Here is a 17,865-nt window from a genome sequence, read left to right on the forward strand (position 1 = left end):
AGGTCGTCTGAAAAGTTTTCAGACGACCTTTTGAGATTTTACTCTTTAACTAAAGGACCTGATGTTCCTCCGTGTCCGGCGGCGGTGCGCACCAGTTGGAGAAATTCGGACTTCAGGCCGAACGGATCATCGCCTTGGACTTTTTGTGCCATGTTTTCGATGTCGCCCCAGCTTAGTTTGCCGTTGTATTCGCCGCCGCGCAAGGCTTGGGCGTAGGAGGCGGCGGCAAGGGCGAGCAGGGTGTCTTTGTCGGCTTGGTCAAGCGGTTTGCTGCCGACGGGGACGGCTTGTTGCATCAGTTGGCTGTCTTTTTGTCCGGGCAGTTTGTAGCGCACTTTGACAAAGGCGTATTCGTTTTTGCTGCCTTTAGCGGCTGGGGCTTTTTGATAGCGTGATTCTTCAAGCCAGCCTTGTTTGCCCTGCGGGATGATTTCATAGAGGGCGGTCACGCTGTGGCCTGCACCGATGTCGCCCGCATCTACATTGTCGTTGTTGAAATCTTCATTGCGCAGGGTGCGGTTGGTATAGCCGACCAAGCGGTATTCTTTGACGGTGGCGGGGTTGAATTCGACTTGGATTTTGACATCCTGCGCTACGGTGGCGAGTGTGGAGGTCAGCTGCTGTTGCAGGACTTTTTTCGCTTCTTTTTCGTTGTCGATGTAGCTGTAATTGCCGTCACCCGCATCGGCGATTTGTTCCATCATGTCTTCGTTGTAGTTGCCCATGCCGAAGCCCAGGGTGCTGAGTGAAACGCCGCTTTTGCGTTTTTCGGCAACCATGGATTTGAGGGTTTCGGTGTCGGATACGCCGACGTTAAAGTCGCCATCGGTCGCCAGTAGGATGCGGTTGATGCCGTTGGGTACGAAGGCTTTTTGCGCTTGCTCATAAGCCATTTGCAGTGCAGATTCGCCGTCTGTCGCGCCGCCTGCACGCAGTTTGTCGATGGCGTTCAGGATTGTTTCTTTATCTGCACCTGAGGTGGGCGGAAGCACTAGATCCTCGCCTGACGCATAGGTAATCAGGGTCACTTTGTCTTGCGGGCGCAGTTGTCGGGTCAGGATGCGAAGGGTTTTTTGAACCAGCGGCAGTTTGTTTTCCTCCCCCATACTGCCGGATACATCCACAAGGAAAACGAGGTTGGCAGGCGGCAGGTCTTTTTTCGCGGTGTCTTGTGCTTGGATACCGATTTTGATGAGTTTGGCTTCCGGTTGCCATGGAGAATCAATGGTTTCAGTGTGAACGGCAAATGGACGGTCGTCAGTAGGCAGTGGATAGTTGTAGGGGAAATAATTGACGATTTCTTCAATCCGTACAGCGTCTTTGGGCGGCTGTTCGCCATTGGTCAGAAATCGGCGGACGTTGGCGTAGCTTCCGGTATCGACGTCTATGCTGAATGTGGAAACAGGCTCTTGAGCAACGGATTTGACCGGTTGGTCGGGTTGGTCTTGGTAGCGTTCGGTGTTTTCTGCAAGAGGCAGATTTTCTTCAGCAACGGCGGCAGTAGACAGTGCTGCGTTGGGTGGACTCTGAAGACTTTCAGGTGAAGAACTTGAGCGTTCGAGTGGGCCGGAACACGCGGCCAAAGCTGCTAACGTGAGTATGGAAACGGTTTTTAGAAAAAAACGGGGCATGATTCAAGCTCCAGGGAAATATCACATGCTGATTGTTAAAAGTATTGATAGCAGTGTATTGGCAGATTCAACGATAGCGCAGGGTCACTTTTTATTTGGATTTTAATGTGTGAATAGTGGGTTAAGTTTAAATCAGGACAAGGCGGAGCAATGCGGTACTGGTCTAAACTTAACCCACTATGTTTATGACTTGGGCAAGATTTTGTCGGGCTGAGACGATTTTGTAAAGGCCTCAACCCCGATTTATCTTACATTAACTTTTCTTCCGGCGGCGTTCGCCCGGCAGCAGCATATCCGCCCATTTGATGATGTTGGCGACTTCGGCGGGGTTGAGTTCGTAGAACTGTCCGCGTTTGAGGCGGTTGGGCAGGCCGATGGGGCCGAAGCCGACGCGCACGAGGCGGCTGACGGTGAGGCCTTGGCTTTCGAATATGCGGCGCACTTCGCGGTTGCGGCCTTCTTTAATCACGACGTTGTACCATTTGTTTGCACCTTCGCCGCCTTGTTCGTAGATGCGTTCGACTTTTGCCAAGCCGTCTTCGAGCATCACGCCTTCTTCGGTGAGGCTGCGCATTTGTTCGGTGGTCAGCCCGCCCAGTACGCGCACGGCGTATTCGCGTTCGACTTCGAAGCTGGGGTGGGCGAAACGTTGGACGAGTTCGCCGGAGGTGGTCAGGATGAGCAGGCCGCTGGTGTTGATGTCCAAGCGTCCGATGGCAACCCAGCGGCTGCTGGCGGCTTGCGGCAGGCGGTCGAATATGCTGACGCGGCCTTGCGGGTCGTCGCGGGAGACGATTTCGCCTTCTTGTTTGTAATACAGGATGATGCGCGGCAGGCGGTCCGCCCATTTGAGCTTGATGATGCTGCCTTTGACGGTAACGTGGTCGTCAGGGGTGACTTTGTCACCCAGTTGCGCGGTTTTGCCGTTGACCGTTACCCAGCCGTTATTGATCCACTCTTCCATTTCGCGGCGCGAACCGACGCCGGACGCGGCAAGCACTTTTTGCAGGCGTTCGGGTTCCATGCGCGACAGGTCGCTGCGGCGCTCTTTCAAATCGCGCGCGCGTTCCATGATTTTTTGGTTGGGATTGCGGACGACGAGTTTTCTGGCTTTGGCGGCACGCTGTTTGGGGGCGTTTTGCGGCTTGAGGTCGTCTGAAACTTTTTGTCCGTAAGGTTTGGAAGCGGTTTTCCGCGTTTCGTCTTTGGGACGGGCTTTGCTTTTGAAAGGTTTGGCGGTTTTCTTGGCAGACGGGGCTGCTCCGTCGCGCCATTGGCGTTTGCTGGTGGGTTGCTTGGACATGGAGTTCTCCTAACGCGTTTCCTGATGATTTCGAAACGGTTCTTCTGCGGCGGTGGCGGCAGGAATAAGTTACGGATAAAAGGCCGCCTGAAAACGAATGAAACGAGTTTTGCTAAAACGTTTTTATATTTCAGACGACCTTTTGCTGGAGTCGGGATTCTACCCTATCGGCTTGAAGCTGTGGGAAGTTTAAGGCGACAGCCGCTCGCGTATCCAATTGCCGTCAACCAAGCGGTATTGGATGCGGTCGTGCAGGCGGCTGGGGCGGCCCTGCCAGAATTCGATGCGGTCGGGGATGACAAGATAGCCGCCCCAATGCGGCGGACGCGGGACGTGCAGCGGGTGTTTCGCGCCCACTGCCGCCGCTTTGGCAACCAACAGCGCCTTGCTCGACAACACTTCGCTTTGCGCGCTTGCCCATGCGCCGATGCGGCTGGTGTAGGGGCGGCTGTCGAAATATTCGTCCGAAGCGGCGGCATCCAGTTTTTCGATGCGCCCTTCAACGCGCACCTGCCGCTCCAGCTCCGGCCAGAAAAACGTCATGGCGGCAAACGGATGCGCGTCAAACGAGCGGCCTTTGCGGCTTAAGTAATTGCTGAAAAACACAAATCCCTGCGGATTGACCTCTTTCAGCAGCACCATGCGGCTGTTCGGCCTGCCGTCTTCGCCCACGGAAGCCACGTTGACGGCGGTCGGCTCGTTGACTTGCGAATGAATCGCCTCGTTCAGCCATTGCTCGAACTGGACAATCGGGTCGGCACGGCATTCCGATTCCGACAGTTCGCGCTTGCTGTAATCTTCGCGGATATTGTGCAAATCCATGATGTCCTCCGATATTCACGTTTGTTTGAATGCATCATACCCCGTTTTTTCAGACGACTCCAACGATAGGGAGGGGGAAAATGTGTATAATCCGCGTCAAATCAAATGAAACGGAAAAAACCATGCAAACCGAAGTCGAACTGAAAATCCTCAATCCGAAAATGGCGGACAAACTGCCCTCCTACGCCACGTCGGGTTCTGCCGGACTGGACTTGCGCGCCTGTTTGGACGAAGCCGTTACCCTGCAACCGGGCGATACCTACCTTGTTCCGACCGGCCTAGCGGTTCACCTTGCCAATCCCGACTACGCCGCCGTTTTGCTGCCGCGTTCCGGTCTGGGACACAAACACGGCATCGTCTTGGGCAACTTGGTCGGACTGATCGACTCGGACTATCAGGGCGAACTCAAAGTCTCCGTGTGGAACAGGGGCAAAGAAGCGTTCACCATCGAGCCGATGGAACGCATCGCGCAAATGGTCATCGTTCCCGTCCTCCAAGCCTCGTTTAAAGTCGTGGACGAATTTGCCGCCAGCGAACGCGGCGAAGGCGGCTTCGGCAGCACGGGCAAAGCCTAAACCGTCTGTTCACATACAAAGGTCGTCTGAAAACTTGCAATGCCGGTTTTCAGACGACCTTTTGCCGTATTTGTATTGCAGGCTGAAATTGATAGAACATGCAGTATTGGTTACAATTTCGTTTCTTAAAATTTTTTAACGTTTGAAAACGTATAGAAAGACTGTAATGGCTGAAACAATGAAAAAACAGGTGGACTCGCCTGATTTGGTGTACGGTTTGGAAGACAAACCGCCATTCGGAAATGCCTTATTAAGCGCGATAACGCATCTTCTGGCGATTTTTGTGCCGATGATTACGCCCGCGCTGATTGTGGGCGGCGCGCTGGAATTGCCGGTGGAGATGACGGCGTATCTCGTGTCGATGGCGATGGTTGCGTCGGGTGTCGGCACTTATTTGCAGGTCAACCGTTTCGGGCCGGTCGGTTCGGGGATGCTGTCTATCCAGTCGGTGAATTTCTCGTTCGTTACCGTCATGATTGCGCTCGGAGCAGGGATGAAAGAGGGCGGTTTGACTAAGGATGCGATGATTTCGACACTGTTGGGCGTATCGTTTGTCGGCGCGTTTTTGGTGTGTTTCTCGGCGTGGCTTCTGCCGTATTTGAAAAAAGTGATTACGCCAACAGTCAGCGGTGTGGTCGTGATGCTGATTGGTCTGAGTTTGGTACACGTCGGCATTACTGATTTTGGCGGCGGCTTCGGTGCGAAGGCGAACGGCACGTTCGGTTCGATGGAAAACTTGGGGCTGGCGTCGCTGGTGTTGTTGATCGTGTTGATATTCAACTGCATGAAAAATCCGCTGTTGCGTATGAGCGGCATCGCAGTCGGGCTGATTGTCGGCTACATCGTCGCGCTGTTTTTGGGCAAGGTGGACTTTTCCGCGCTGCAAAACCTGCCGCTGGTTACGCTGCCCGTACCGTTTAAATATGGTTTTGCTTTTGAATGGCACGCATTTATTGTGGCGGGCGCGATTTTCCTGTTGAGCGTATTTGAGGCGGTCGGCGATTTGACTGCGACGGCAATGGTGTCCGACCAGCCGATTGAAGGTGAGGAATACACCAAACGCCTGCGCGGCGGCGTGTTGGCAGACGGCTTGGTATCGGTGATTGCGACGGCTTTGGGTTCGCTGCCGCTGACCACCTTCGCGCAAAACAACGGCGTGATTCAGATGACCGGCGTGGCTTCGCGCCATGTGGGCAAATATATTGCGGCGATTTTGGTGCTGTTGGGTTTGTTCCCCGTCGTCGGGCGCGCGTTTACGACGATTCCGAGTCCGGTTTTAGGTGGGGCGATGGTTTTGATGTTCGGACTGATTGCGATTGCGGGCGTGCGGATTTTGGTCAGCCACGGCATACGCAGGCGCGAGGCAGTGATTGCGGCAACGTCGGTCGGTTTGGGCTTGGGCGTGGCGTTTGAGCCGGAAGTGTTTAAAAACCTGCCTGTCTTGTTCCAAAACTCCATTTCCGCCGGCGGCATTACGGCAGTTATCCTGAACCTGCTTTTGCCGGAGGATAAAACCGACAAAGTCGTCAAAATCGATACCGAGGGGCTGGAACATTAAGTTTCAAGCGTAAACAAAAAGCCGTCCCTTTCGGGTGGCAATATATAAGGTCGTCTGAAAATTTGATTTTCAGATGACCTTTTTGTATTTTGGGGTGTTAGGGCTATTGAGTGTTTTTGATACAACGGAGTTTGCTCATCTTATACTTTGTATTTTAAACCGTGGTTGTGGATACGAGTTCTTTATTCATACTGCTTTAAATTTGAAAATTTAATATGGCTAATTATAAAAAGCTATTGCAACCCTTTGTTGTATTGTTAAATAAAAATACCATATCTTGTGTTCTTGTGATTTAATTTGCACCATATATTGTATTTATGGGTAGCAGGTCATGGCGGTGTTGAAATTCACAATCGAGCAAATCGTATGGCAGGAAGTGCCGGGCGAAGTGTCGCTGGCGTTTCTGTTTTCAGGCTGCCCGCTGCGCTGCAAAGGCTGCCACAGTGCTGATGCGTGGAAAGAGGGTATCGGCACGGAATTGACCGAGGATTATTTGAAAGGTCGTCTGAAACGCTATCGCGGGCTGATTAGCTGCGTGTTGTTTATGGGCGGGGAATGGCAGCCGGAAGCCTTGCAGAAAATGTTGGGCATCGTGACGCAGGCGGGGTTGAAAGCCTGTTTGTACACCGGTTTGGAGCGTGAGGAGCTGGAGGCGGTTTCAGACGGCATCCTGCCTTATCTGACGTATCTGAAAACCGGCCGTTGGCAGATGGAGCTGGGCGGCTTGGACAGCCCGACAACCAATCAGAAATTTATCGATTTGCGCACGGGCGAGGTGTTGAACCGCTTGTTTATCAAAGACAAACCCGCGCCCAAAATCATCCCGATTACGACTCAGCCGCAGGCAGCGGCTTTTCAGACGGCCTGAGGCTTTTTATCTAACCCACACAGGAGGAATTAACATGATTCGGCTGCATCCCGAACAGTTAAACGGCAAACTGCAATTCATGCACGACTACATCAGTGCGCAAAACGCGGCGGACGGCTCGAAAATGGACGCCAATGCCAACGTTACCCAGAAAAACATCGCCACGATGGAAGCGGAAATTATGAAAGACTTTTTCGTGCAGATTAACCGCGCCCAAGTGTCGCGCAAAATCGCCGAAATTTTCGACCAATCCGTTGCCGACGAGTACATCCGCCAGATTGAGGCGCATGAGATTTATGTGCACGACGAAACCAGCCTCAAGCCTTATTGTGTGTCGGTTACGCTGTATCCCTTCCTGCTCGACGGGTTAAGCAAACTCGGCGGCGAATCTAAGGCGCCGCAGCATTTGGCGTCGTTTTGCGGTTCGTTTATCAACCTTGTGTTTGCCATCAGCGCGCAGTTTGCCGGAGCGGTGGCGACGGTGGAATTTCTGACTTATTTCGACTACTTCGCCCGCAAAGACTACGGCGACGATTATTTGGAAACCCACGGCAAAGAAATCGCCAACCATATGCAGCAGGTGGTGTACAGCATCAACCAGCCCGCTGCCGCGCGCGGCTATCAGAGCGTATTTTGGAATATTTCCGTGTACGATCAATATTATTTCGATGCGATGTTCGGCGATTTCGTCTTCCCCGATTTCAGCAAACCGGTGTGGGCGAGCGTGGCGAAGCTGCAAAACTTCTTCCTCAAATGGTTCAATCAGGAACGCACCAAAGCCGTTTTGACTTTCCCCGTCGTTACCGCCGCAATGCTGACCGATGGCGGCAAATGCAAAGACACCGTGTTCGCCGACGAAATGGCAAAAGAGTTAGCGGAAGGCAATTCCTTCTTCGTCTATCTTTCCGACAATCCCGACTCGTTGGCTTCCTGCTGCCGCCTGCGCAATGCCATCGAAGACCGCACCTTCAGCTACACACTCGGCGCGGGCGGTGTGGCGACCGGTTCCATCAACGTCATCACCATCAATATGAACCGACTGGAACAAGACGGGCGCGACCTTGCCGCCGAAGTGGCCAAAATCCACAAATACCAATACGCCTACCGCAAACTGATGGAAGAATACCAAGCCGCCGGAATGCTGCCCGTTTACGATGCAGGCTTTATCACGTTGGACAAACAGTTCCTCACCATCGGCATCAACGGCATGGCGGAAGCCGCCGAATCGCAAGGCATCAAAGTCGGCTACAACGACGATTACATCCACTTCGTCCAAGGTCGTCTGAAAACCATATTCGAAGCCAACCAAGCCGCCAGCAAACACTATGGCGTGAAGTTCAACACCGAGTTCGTTCCCGCCGAAAACCTCGGCGTGAAAAACGCCAAATGGGACAAAGCCGACGGCTACAAAGTCAGCCGCGAATGCTACAACTCCTATTTCTACGTCGTTGAAGACGAAGAAATCAACGCGCTCGACAAATTCCTGCTGCACGGCAAAGAACTGGTGGATTGGCTCGACGGCGGCTCCGCGCTGCACCTGAACCTTGACGAAGCCCTGCCCGAATCCGGCTACCGCTCGCTCTTGGACATTGCCGCACAAACCGGCTGCAACTACTTCTGCGTGAACGTGCGCATCACCATCTGCAACGAATGCGGCCACATCGACAAACGCACCCTGCACGCATGCTCCGCCTGCGGTTCGCACGACATCGACTACGGCACCCGCGTCATCGGCTACCTGAAACGCGTATCTGCCTTCTCGAGCGGACGGCGCAAAGAACATGCGCTACGGCATTACCATCGTAAAGCGGCTTGATGGTATTGAATAGATAAAGGTTGTCTGAAACTTGGGTTTCAAGTTTCAGACGACCTTTTGGGTTTTATAGTGGATTAACTTTAAACCAGTACGGCGTTGCCTCGCCTTTCCGTACTATCTGTACTGTCTTCGGCTTCGTCGCCTTGTCCTGATTTAAATTTAATCCACTATATCTATGACTTTATTCGGGATGAACGAGTTTGAAGCCGAGAATAAGAAAAACGACCGATACGCCGTACCGGTCGTTTTTACGAATACCTGCTAAATTAGAACCAAGCTCTGATCAGAGCAGCAGTACCTGCGATACCACCAACCAAGCCAACTGCATTGGCTGCGGTACCCATTGCGCCATTGATCTGATCACGTTTGTTGGCACGTTTTTCACGTTCTAAAGCCAGCTCTTCTGACACGTTCGCACGTTGACGACGGTGTTGTTCCAGTTCTGCGCGGGAAAGTTGGGCAGATGCACGGTTACGCCCCGCTTTAATAGCAGCAGAATCGTCACCGATAGCCATATCACCAACAGAGTTTCCTTGCGTGGCGCAACCTGTTACTACCATGGATGAAAGAAGCAGGGCAGCAATTGTTTTTTTCATGATTTTTACCTAGTAAAAAATATTAAGCGGTTATATATTTTAGTGAAGAATATAGATTTTTCGATCGCCATAAGCACGGTTAATCGCATCTGCTTCATCCATCATTTCTTCGCGACGTTCGCGACGGCGTTCTGCTCGTTCTGCTCGCTCATCACTTTGTACTCTGCGGGAATCAGCTTGCATAGCAGCTTCCTGTTCAGGAGAAGGAGAGAAGCGCATATCGCCGTAAGTGGCGGAACAGCCTGTCAATGCAGACAGTAAGAGGGACATCAAAATAGTTTTTTTTAACATAACAAATCCACTTGTCCTTAAAGAGGGTTAGATCGGGTTAATTTTTTATATTATATCATTCTTATGAATTTAGCAAATTGTTTTGTGTGAGTATGGAGTGACGAAAAGATCAAATAGTGTAACCTGTAATAGGATAATCTCACGATTTTCTCTAGAGATATAATTAATTGTTTTCTTAGTAAAATTTAAGTTAGGTACTAAAATTTATAATGTACATACAAATTTAAACTGATTTTAATAAATTAAGATAAGGTAAATTGAACATTGTTAATATGATTTATTCTTTATATTTTTTATTTTTATAGCTGTTTTTAGGTATATTCTATTCATATTGAGTAGATAGAGAAGGTTGTCCTAAGGGGGTAGGACAACCAAATAAAACACTGTTGAGTTACGAAGTAAATATGTAATTTTATGTAATCCAAACCGCTAGAATTTTCTTAAATAGCTCAATCTATACCGCCGAATTTGCCGCTTTTGAAATCGCTGATGGCTTGGCGGATTTCTTCGGCGGTGTTCATCACAAACGGGCCATAGCCGACGACGGGTTCGTCAATCGGGACGCCGGAGAGCAAAAGGATTTTGACTTCTTCGCTGTCGGCTTCTATGTGTACGTTGCCGCCGCTTTTCTCAAAGCCGACCAATTGTCCTGCGCCTGCCTGCTCTTTGCCGTTTAGGGTAACGTTGCCCCGCAGGACGACCATAGACAGGTTGTGGGCTTCGGGTATTTCCAATACGGCTTTTTTATTGGCATTCAAAACGATGTCCCAGACGTTCATTTCGGTGAAGGTGTCGGCTGCGCCTTTTACGCCTTTGTATTCTCCTGCAATCAGCCGCAGGCAGCCTGCCTCGTCAGGGAGCTCAACCACGGGGATACCGGCTTTGGCGAGATGCTGATAGCGCGGTTGCGTGTTTTTGTCTTTGGCGGGCAGGTTGACCCAAAGTTGGACCATTTCAAACAGTCCGCCTTGTTTGCTGAAGTTTTCGGAGTGGAATTCTTCATGGATGATGCCCGAACCTGCGGTCATCCATTGCACGTCGCCTTCGTAAATGATGCCGCCTCCGCCGCTGGAGTCGCGGTGTGCCACTTCGCCGTGGTAGGCGATGGTAACGGTTTCAAAGCCTTTGTGCGGGTGTTGCCCGACACCGCGCGGGCTGCGGGCTTCGTTGGGGGAGAATTCATAGGGTGCGGCGTAGTCGAGCATCAGGAAAGGGTTGGTGCCGCGGTCTTCCCCCATGTGGGAGAACAAGGGTTGGACGAGGAAGCCGTCGCCGACCCAGTGTTGGCTGTTTGCACGGTAGATTTGTTTGACGTTGCGCATGATGAGGTTCCTTCTTGTGGGGTCGTCTGAAACCTTTTCAGACGACCTTTGTGTAATGAAATTAATAATGTCGTGGTTGCCATACTTTGTTGCATGTATTATATGGGGTACAAACTTATTAACAAGTACGCACAATTTTTATACTGTCATTTGGAGGTCAATAATGGCGGAAACAGAACTGACACACAGCACCTGCTGTCCGGTCGTTAATACTTTGGATATTATCGGCGGCAAGTGGAAGGTATTGATTTTATATTATTTACACGGGGAAACCCGACGATTCAACGAATTGCAGCGTCTGCTGGCGGGCGTTACCCAGCGGATGTTGACGTTGCAATTGCGCGAGTTGGAGCACGACGGTATTGTCCATCGCGAAGTGCATCCGCAGGTGCCGCCGAAGGTGGAGTATTCGCTGACCGCGTTCGGACGGACATTGATGCCCGTCATCGAGGCGATGCACCGCTGGGGCGAGCAATATGCCGCAGAATGCGTGAAACACAGAAAGCAGCCGCAAGAGTAAGCAGCTCTCAGACGACCTTTAGTCCGTCCGAGCAGGACAAGGTCGTCTGAAAGGGGCATATATCATGCCGTTCTTTTGTTTTATAATGACAACAGCCGATGTAAATAAAGTAATCAGGGATGAATATGAAAAAAACAGTTATTGCATTGCTTCTTGCCGTATGTGCAGGTACTGCGGGGGCGGCGGATACTTATGGCTACTTGGTCATGTGGCAGAATCCTGCGGATGGCGGCAGTGCCGTACAGCTCAAAACAACCAAAGAAAATGCTTCGCAACTGGAAGCAAATGCCGAATTGGAGGCTTTCTGCCGCGCACAAGATACACTTTCGGGCGTGCAGCAGGGGCAGGCGACGGGGTGTAAGTCGGTTATTCCGCTTCACAATACCTGTATCGCGCTCGCTTATCCGAAAGCGCAAGGCGGTCTGACGGCGGAAAATGTAGTTGCCATTACTTCTCCGCGTTTTAAAAGCGTCCATCAGACTGCGTTGAACCAATGTATTAAAAAATATGGGACGCAAGGTCAATGTGGTTTGGAAATTGCGTATTGTACGTCCGCTGATTTGTATGGCGGTCAGGTCAGGGCGTTTTGGAACCGCTTGAAATCGTTGTAAGTCATTGAGTTGATTTTTATGGTATAGCCGTTTAAAACAAAAAAGGTCGTCTGAAAATCGGATTCTGTTATTTCGATTTTTCAGACGGCCTTTTTATTTGGATTCGCGTATTTATTGGGTGACGGTTATACGTTTGATAATAATGGGTTTGATTGGGACGTTTTGATGGAAGCCGCGTGTTTCAGTCGGCGTTTTGCTGATTTGGCGTACGACATCCATGCCCGAGGTTACTTTGCCGAAGACGGTATAGCCGTAGCCTTGCGGGGTTTTGTTTTTGAAGTTGAGGAATGTATTGTCGGCAGTGTTGATGAAGAACTGGCTGGTGGCGGAATTAGGATCGCCGGTGCGCGCCATGGCGATGGTGCCGACAGTGTTTTTTAAGCCGTTGTCCGCTTCGTTGATAACAGCTTTATCTGTGGTTTTTTGGGCAAGGTCTGGGGTAAAGCCGCCGCCTTGAATCATAAAGCCGTCGATAACGCGGTGGAAGACGGTGTTGTCGTAAAAGCCTTTGCGCGCGTAGCTGACGAAGTTGGCGACGGTTTTGGGCGCTTTGGTTTCGTCGAGCGACAGACTGATATTGCCCATATTGGTTTCGATGACAGCGCGTGTCTCGGCTTGGGCGTTGAAGGCTGCGGCAAGCGCGAGAGCGGCGAAAGTGAGTTTGAGGGTTTTGTTCATTGGAGTGTTTCTCGTAGTGTGAAAATTAAACGTTATTATCGCGGATTTTATGTGAAATCTCTAAAAGGCGTTGTGAAATATTTTAAGGTCGTCTGAAAACGGATACAGCAAGCTTCGTTTCAGACGACCTTTTGTGTTGCGCCGCGGCTTATTGTTTGGCAGCTTCGAGTTGGATGTCGATGCGGACGGTTTTGGTCATGCCTGCATCAACCAGATAGTTCACGCCCCATTTGGTGCGGTCGATGGTGGTGCTGAAGTCGCCGCCGCAAACTTCGGTTTTCGCCATCGGGCTTTGGTAACAGTTGAATTTTTCGGCTTTGAGTTTGACGGGGGCGGTTTTGCCGTGCATGGTCAGGTTGCCGTCAACGGAAAGCAGTTTTTTGCCGTTGAAGTTGAATTTGGTGGAAACGAAGCGGATGTTCGGGTATTTGGCGGCGTCAAAGATGTCGGCGGATTTCAGGTGGTCGGTGAAGTGTTGCGAACCGCTTTGCAGGTTGGCAACGGGGATGGTAATGTCGATTTTGCCTTGACGTTTGGCTTGATCGAAATCGACGGAGCCGGTCAGACCGTAGAAACCGCCGACGTTGGTACTGGTGTTGAAGTGGTCGATGGCGAAACGGGCGTTGGCGTGGTGTTCGTCCACTTTGTAAGTGGCGGCGGAGGCAGTACCGATAGCTGCTGTGAGTGCGGCGAAGATGATTTTTTTCATGATTCTTTTCCTTTGTATGAGGTTATGAAGATGTTTATCTTAACATAGGAAAGGATGAGAATCATTTCTTAACGGTGAACGGTAGGTTTACTTATGTTTGATAAAAAGGTCGTCTGAAAACCAATATTTTGGTTTTCAGACGACCTTTGGCAATTATTGAGATTACAACTGATCTTTTTGCGCCAAAATCCTGCGGCTGCCGTTGATGTCTGCGGGGGAAACGACACCGGCGTTTTCGAGCGCTTCCATCAGGTTGGCGGCGCGGTTGTAGCCGATGCGCAACTGGCGTTGCAGGGAGGAGATGGAAGTTTTTTTGCTTTCCAAAATGTAGGCGACGGCTTGGTCGAACAATTCATCGCTGCCTGCATTTGGATTAACAATGTTGGTGGTTTCCAGCGCAGCTTCACCGCTGAGCAAACCTTCGATATAGTCGGCGGGGGCTTGCGATTTGACGAAGTTGACGACTTGATGCACTTCGTCGTCTGAAACGAATGCACCTTGCAGGCGGGTCGGCTCGGCGCTGCCCGGTTGCAGGAACAGGGAGTCGCCGTATTTCAGCAGTTCGTCCGCGCCCATTTGGTCGAGGATGGTACGGCTGTCGATTTTGCTTTGCACGGTAAACGCCATGCGCGTCGGGATATTCGCTTTAATCAAGCCGGTGACGACATCGACGCTCGGCCGTTGGGTCGCGACAATCATATGGATACCGGCGGCGCGCGCTTTTTGGGCGAGGCGGGCGATTTGTTGCTCGACGGCTTTGCGTTCGGTCATCATCAGGTCTGCTAGCTCGTCGATAACGACCACAATCATCGGCAGTTTTTCCAACGGCTCGGGATCGTCCGGATTCAAGCTGAACGGGTTGGGCATGGGTTTGCCCGATGCTTTGGCGGCTTCGACTTTTTGGTTGAAGCCTTCCAAGTTGCGCACGCCGGCGTGGGAAAGCAGACGGTAGCGTTTTTCCATTTCGGCAACACACCAGTTCAACGCCTGTCCTGCTTCGCGCATATCGGTAACGACCGGGCAGAGCAGGTGCGGAATGCCGTCGTAAATGCTCAATTCGAGCATTTTCGGGTCAATCATGATGAAGCGGACTTCGTCGGGCGTGGCTTTGAAAAGCATGGACATAATCATGCCGTTCACGCCGACGGATTTGCCCGAACCGGTCATACCGGCAACCAAAAGGTGCGGCATTTTTGCCAAATCGCCGACGACGGGCGTACCGGCGATGTCTTTACCCAACGCGACGGTCAGCTTGGATTTGGCTTCAGTAAACACGGGCGAAGACAAGATTTCGCTCAACATCACGTCTTGGCGTTTTTCGTTGGGCAACTCGATGCCCATGGTGTTTTTGCCCGCGATGGTTTCCACGATGCGCACGGATTGCAGCGACATGGAACGCGCCAAATCTTTAGACAGGGCAACGATTTGGCTGCCTTTTATGCCTTGCGCGGGTTCGATTTCATAACGCGTAATCACAGGGCCGGAAGTGGCGGACACAACTTGCACGCCGATGCCGAATTCTGCCAGTTTGGACTCAATCAGTTCGGCAGTGCGCTCTAATTCGGCAGGATTGATGCTGACGGGTTCGCCGTTGGGCAGGCGCAGCAAGTTCATGCTGGGTTTGTGGTATTCGCCTGTCTGTTGCGGCTCGTTGTCTTCAAACAAAGAAGCCTGAATTTTGGGCGGCGGCGCGACGGAGACTGCGACGGATTTGCGGTTACTGGTGCTGCCTGCAAGCGGGGCGACGGGCGTGGCAGTGATGTTTTTGGCTTCTTTCACCATGCGGCGGGTGTTTTCCGTTTCCAAGGCTTCGGCGGTCGAGCCGTCGTCCTTGCGTCTGCCCAACGCCTTTTTCAGACGACCCCAAATGCCTGAAAACAGGCTTTCGGTATTGCGTCCAGTTTTTGCCATGACTTCCAGCCAAGACACTTGCGCCAGCAAGGAAACGGAAAGCAGCAGCATGACGCACATAATCAGCAGGCTGCCGGATTTGCCCAACAGCCAAGCCAAGCCCGAACCAGCCAAAGCGCCGACCAAACCGCCCGCACCGACAGGCAGGGTTTCGTCCAAAGTATTTTGAAGGGTGAAGTATTCGAGAATCGGGCTGCACACCAAAAGCAGGAACAAAGCCAGCGCGGCAACGCCGTGGTTGTAGGATTTGTAGTCTTCTCGCTTTTGCAGCGGGCGGAAATTTTTATAGAGGAAAACGCACGAAGCGACGATCCACCACCAAAACGATAGACCAAAAAGATAATAGCCGACATCGGAAACATACGCGCCAAACAGCCCGCCGAAATTGGCGATATCGTCCGATTTCGGCACGCTGCGCGACCATGCGGGGTCGGTCATTTTGAAGCTGGCGAGGGAAATGGCGATGAAGACCGTCACCATCAGCCCGAAGAGCCACAGCGCGTCGTTAATCAGATTGACGACATGCTCGGGGCGCGCTTTTTTTTCTTCATTTTTTTGCAGCGCTTTGGCAGCCTTCAAACGCTCGGAAACCTTGTTCGGCTCTGTCTGCGCCTTCGTTTGGCTTTGACGGCGCGTGCTCGGTTTGGCGTTTGTTTTGGCTTTAGTTTTTGATGCGGTTTTAGAGGATTTTGCGGTCATGGATGGATTTTTGGTATTCGGCACAGGTCGTCTGAAAAGGGAAAACCGACGGGGAATCAATCCGTCGGGTGTAATGTGTGTTGGGTTCAAATTATACCGTATTTACCGTTTCTGATAAAACAAGGTCGTCTGAAAAAGGTTTTCAGACGACCTTGTTGTCCTAATTAGACTTTAGAACAGGTTGCTGATAAAAATCAGCAAAATCACCAGCGGCACGAGGTATTTCACATAGGCAAACCAAATATTGACCGTCGTATGGTTGCCTTTATAAAGCAATTCGTCCTTCGCTTCGTCCTTCATCACGAAACCGACAAACAGCGCGGAGCCGAGTGCAGTCAGCATAAACAAGATGTTGCCGCTGATGTAGTCAAAGGCATCGAAAATATTTTTGCCGAACACGGAAACGTCTTTCCACGGGCCATAGCTCAGAATAGACGGAATGTTGCCGAAGATGAAGATAGCAGCCAACACAATCGTAATCGCTGCGGTACGGCGGATTTTGGTTTTTTCCTGAATGGTCGTAATCAACACTTCATAAATGGTCAGCGAGGTCGTCAGCGCGGCAATCAGGAGCAGTGAGAAGAAAATCACGGCGAACACAGCTCCCGCCCACATATTCGAGAACACAATCGGCAGGCTTTGGAACACCAAAGTCGGGCCGGAATTGGGCGCGACGCCGAAGCTGAAGAGCGACGGGAAAATCATAAAGCCCGCAAGTACGGCGATGATGGTATTGGTAATTGCGGTAATGACTGCGGTTTGCACCAAATTTTCGTTTTTATCCAGATAGCTGGACAAAGTAATCATCACGCCGAAACCCAAGCTCAAGGCGAAAAATACTTGTCCCAAGACAAAGACGAAAAGTTCTGCGGTAATCTTGCTGAAGTCAGGCTTCAGATAGAAAGTAATCCCTTCCATCGCGCCCGGCAGGGTAACGTTGCGCACGACCATGGCAATCAGGAATAAAAACAGCAGCGGCATCAGGTATTTCGCCGCTTTTTCAATACCGCCGATAACACCTTTGACCAAAATCCATTGGTTCACCGCCACAAACAGCAGCGTATAAAAGGCAATTTCCCAAGGGCTGTTTTCGATGTGTTCGGTAAAGAAGCTTTTCGTTATTTCGCCGCTGACAGGGCTGGAAATATTCAGATTTCCGCTAATAATATTAACGATATAGCTGATCACCCAACCGCCGAGCACCATGTAATAAGCCATAATGCCGAACGCGCCGAGTAAGCCCATCCAGCCAACCAGTTTCCAAATTTTAGCGACGGGTTTGCCGTTCATCGAGCCGCCGAACGCATCCAGCGCGTTCACACCTTTGCGCCGTCCGATGACGTTTTCCACCAAAATCATCGGAATACCGATAACAAACATGGCGATACAGAATAAAAACACATATGCGCCGCCGCCGTTTTCACCGACCAAATACGGGAAACGCCACGTCGCGCCGAAACCGACAGTCGCGCCGGCAACGGTAAGGATATAAGTCAAACGGTTGGACCAAGTTTGACGGGTTTGGTTGGAAGACATAAAACACCATCTGCCTTGTTGGGAAAACTTGAAATTATACGCGAACGGATTAACGGTTCTTAACTGAATATCAAAAAGCATTATAGTGAAAACATCTGGGAATTTTGCATTTTTTAGGGGAAAGCCATAAAGACAAAGGTCGTCTGAAAACAAAACAGGGGATATAGCTGGATATACTAGGAAACCATTGTCATTTCCCACCCTATTAAAATGTCAGGATTCAGACTTAAAACCACGATATGAAAAAACCTGCTTTGATCATGCAATCAAAGCAGGTTTTTATATTTGGTCGGAATGAGAGGATTCGAACCTCCGACCCCTTCGTCCCGAACGAAGTGCGCTACCGGGCTGCGCTACATTCCGAATAAGCAGGCATTATAGAGGAATTTTCGGCAGGATGCACGGATTTTGTCGGAGAA

At 51.1% G+C, this 17,865-nt stretch carries 16 protein-coding genes, 1 tRNA gene and 1 pseudogene; 6 read left to right on the top strand and 12 right to left on the bottom strand.

Going from position 1 to position 17,865, the window contains the following annotated elements; translation table 11 throughout:
- Positions 1–38 precede the first annotated feature (38 nt).
- The 3 genes from HMPREF2954_RS06135 to pdxH all read right to left on the bottom strand — a co-directional run bounded on the left by HMPREF2954_RS06135 (position 39) and on the right by pdxH (position 3,756).
- Positions 39–1,631 (bottom strand): vWA domain-containing protein, encoded by a 1,593-nt coding sequence (locus tag HMPREF2954_RS06135; protein ID WP_045072732.1) that lies wholly within the window; start codon positions 1,629–1,631, stop codon positions 39–41.
- 253 nt (positions 1,632–1,884) lie between these two features.
- Complete coding sequence (locus HMPREF2954_RS06140; protein WP_003764594.1) at positions 1,885–2,934, bottom strand: pseudouridine synthase; 1,050 nt, start codon at positions 2,932–2,934, stop codon at positions 1,885–1,887.
- A gap of 189 nt (positions 2,935–3,123) precedes the next feature.
- Positions 3,124–3,756, bottom strand: coding sequence for a pyridoxamine 5'-phosphate oxidase (gene pdxH, locus HMPREF2954_RS06145; RefSeq protein WP_045072733.1), 633 nt, complete (start codon positions 3,754–3,756; stop codon positions 3,124–3,126).
- A 122-nt stretch (positions 3,757–3,878) separates the two neighbouring features.
- Between pdxH and dut the strand changes: the two genes are divergently transcribed.
- The 4 genes from dut to nrdD all read left to right on the top strand — a co-directional run bounded on the left by dut (position 3,879) and on the right by nrdD (position 8,573).
- The gene (dut, locus tag HMPREF2954_RS06150; protein ID WP_045072751.1) at positions 3,879–4,331 is read left to right on the top strand and encodes a dUTP diphosphatase; all 453 of its coding nucleotides are present in this window, start codon (positions 3,879–3,881) and stop codon (positions 4,329–4,331) included.
- Positions 4,332–4,497: 166 nt separating this feature from the next.
- Positions 4,498–5,889, top strand: a complete 1,392-nt coding sequence (locus HMPREF2954_RS06155) for a nucleobase:cation symporter-2 family protein (protein WP_045072734.1) — start codon at positions 4,498–4,500, stop codon at positions 5,887–5,889.
- A 331-nt stretch (positions 5,890–6,220) separates the two neighbouring features.
- Positions 6,221–6,757, top strand: coding sequence for an anaerobic ribonucleoside-triphosphate reductase activating protein (nrdG, locus tag HMPREF2954_RS06160; protein WP_045072735.1), 537 nt, complete (start codon positions 6,221–6,223; stop codon positions 6,755–6,757).
- 34 nt (positions 6,758–6,791) lie between these two features.
- The gene (gene nrdD / locus HMPREF2954_RS06165; protein WP_045072736.1) at positions 6,792–8,573 is read left to right on the top strand and encodes an anaerobic ribonucleoside-triphosphate reductase; all 1,782 of its coding nucleotides are present in this window, start codon (positions 6,792–6,794) and stop codon (positions 8,571–8,573) included.
- Positions 8,574–8,640: 67 nt separating this feature from the next.
- Here nrdD and HMPREF2954_RS12975 read toward each other — a convergent pair.
- The 4 genes and pseudogenes from HMPREF2954_RS12975 to HMPREF2954_RS06180 all read right to left on the bottom strand — a co-directional run.
- Positions 8,641–8,748 (bottom strand): annotated as a pseudogene (locus tag HMPREF2954_RS12975) (IS5/IS1182 family transposase); the annotation flags it as partial.
- A gap of 91 nt (positions 8,749–8,839) precedes the next feature.
- Positions 8,840–9,169 (bottom strand): NGK_0946 family protein, encoded by a 330-nt coding sequence (locus HMPREF2954_RS06170; RefSeq protein ID WP_045074342.1) that lies wholly within the window; start codon positions 9,167–9,169, stop codon positions 8,840–8,842.
- 39 nt (positions 9,170–9,208) lie between these two features.
- Positions 9,209–9,460 (bottom strand): hypothetical protein, encoded by a 252-nt coding sequence (locus HMPREF2954_RS06175; RefSeq protein WP_045074344.1) that lies wholly within the window; start codon positions 9,458–9,460, stop codon positions 9,209–9,211.
- Between the two features lie 449 nt (positions 9,461–9,909).
- The gene (locus HMPREF2954_RS06180; protein ID WP_045074346.1) at positions 9,910–10,782 is read right to left on the bottom strand and encodes a pirin family protein; all 873 of its coding nucleotides are present in this window, start codon (positions 10,780–10,782) and stop codon (positions 9,910–9,912) included.
- Positions 10,783–10,945: 163 nt separating this feature from the next.
- Between HMPREF2954_RS06180 and HMPREF2954_RS06185 the strand changes: the two genes are divergently transcribed.
- Both HMPREF2954_RS06185 and HMPREF2954_RS06190 read left to right on the top strand, forming a co-directional pair.
- A complete protein-coding gene (locus HMPREF2954_RS06185; RefSeq protein ID WP_045074348.1) occupies positions 10,946–11,302 on the top strand; it encodes a winged helix-turn-helix transcriptional regulator in 357 nt (118 codons plus the stop codon).
- 125 nt (positions 11,303–11,427) lie between these two features.
- Entirely contained in the window at positions 11,428–11,913 is a 486-nt protein-coding gene (locus HMPREF2954_RS06190; protein ID WP_039407323.1) for a DUF4189 domain-containing protein, read from the top strand.
- A gap of 111 nt (positions 11,914–12,024) precedes the next feature.
- Here the strand turns inward: HMPREF2954_RS06190 and HMPREF2954_RS06195 are convergent, their stop codons facing one another.
- The 5 genes from HMPREF2954_RS06195 to HMPREF2954_RS06215 form a co-directional block, all read right to left on the bottom strand.
- Positions 12,025–12,591, bottom strand: a complete 567-nt coding sequence (locus HMPREF2954_RS06195) for a peptidylprolyl isomerase (RefSeq protein ID WP_045074350.1) — start codon at positions 12,589–12,591, stop codon at positions 12,025–12,027.
- A gap of 148 nt (positions 12,592–12,739) precedes the next feature.
- Complete coding sequence (locus HMPREF2954_RS06200; protein ID WP_045074352.1) at positions 12,740–13,300, bottom strand: YceI family protein; 561 nt, start codon at positions 13,298–13,300, stop codon at positions 12,740–12,742.
- A gap of 162 nt (positions 13,301–13,462) precedes the next feature.
- Entirely contained in the window at positions 13,463–15,910 is a 2,448-nt protein-coding gene (locus HMPREF2954_RS06205) for a DNA translocase FtsK (protein WP_045074354.1), read from the bottom strand.
- A gap of 171 nt (positions 15,911–16,081) precedes the next feature.
- Positions 16,082–17,446, bottom strand: coding sequence for a sodium-dependent transporter (locus tag HMPREF2954_RS06210; RefSeq protein WP_045074357.1), 1,365 nt, complete (start codon positions 17,444–17,446; stop codon positions 16,082–16,084).
- 286 nt (positions 17,447–17,732) lie between these two features.
- Positions 17,733–17,809, bottom strand: a tRNA-Pro gene (locus HMPREF2954_RS06215).
- Positions 17,810–17,865 lie beyond the last annotated feature (56 nt).

Origin of the sequence: Neisseria sp. HMSC067H09 (assembly GCF_001814135.1) — a bacterium.
Classification (GTDB): Bacteria; Pseudomonadota; Gammaproteobacteria; order Burkholderiales; family Neisseriaceae; genus Neisseria.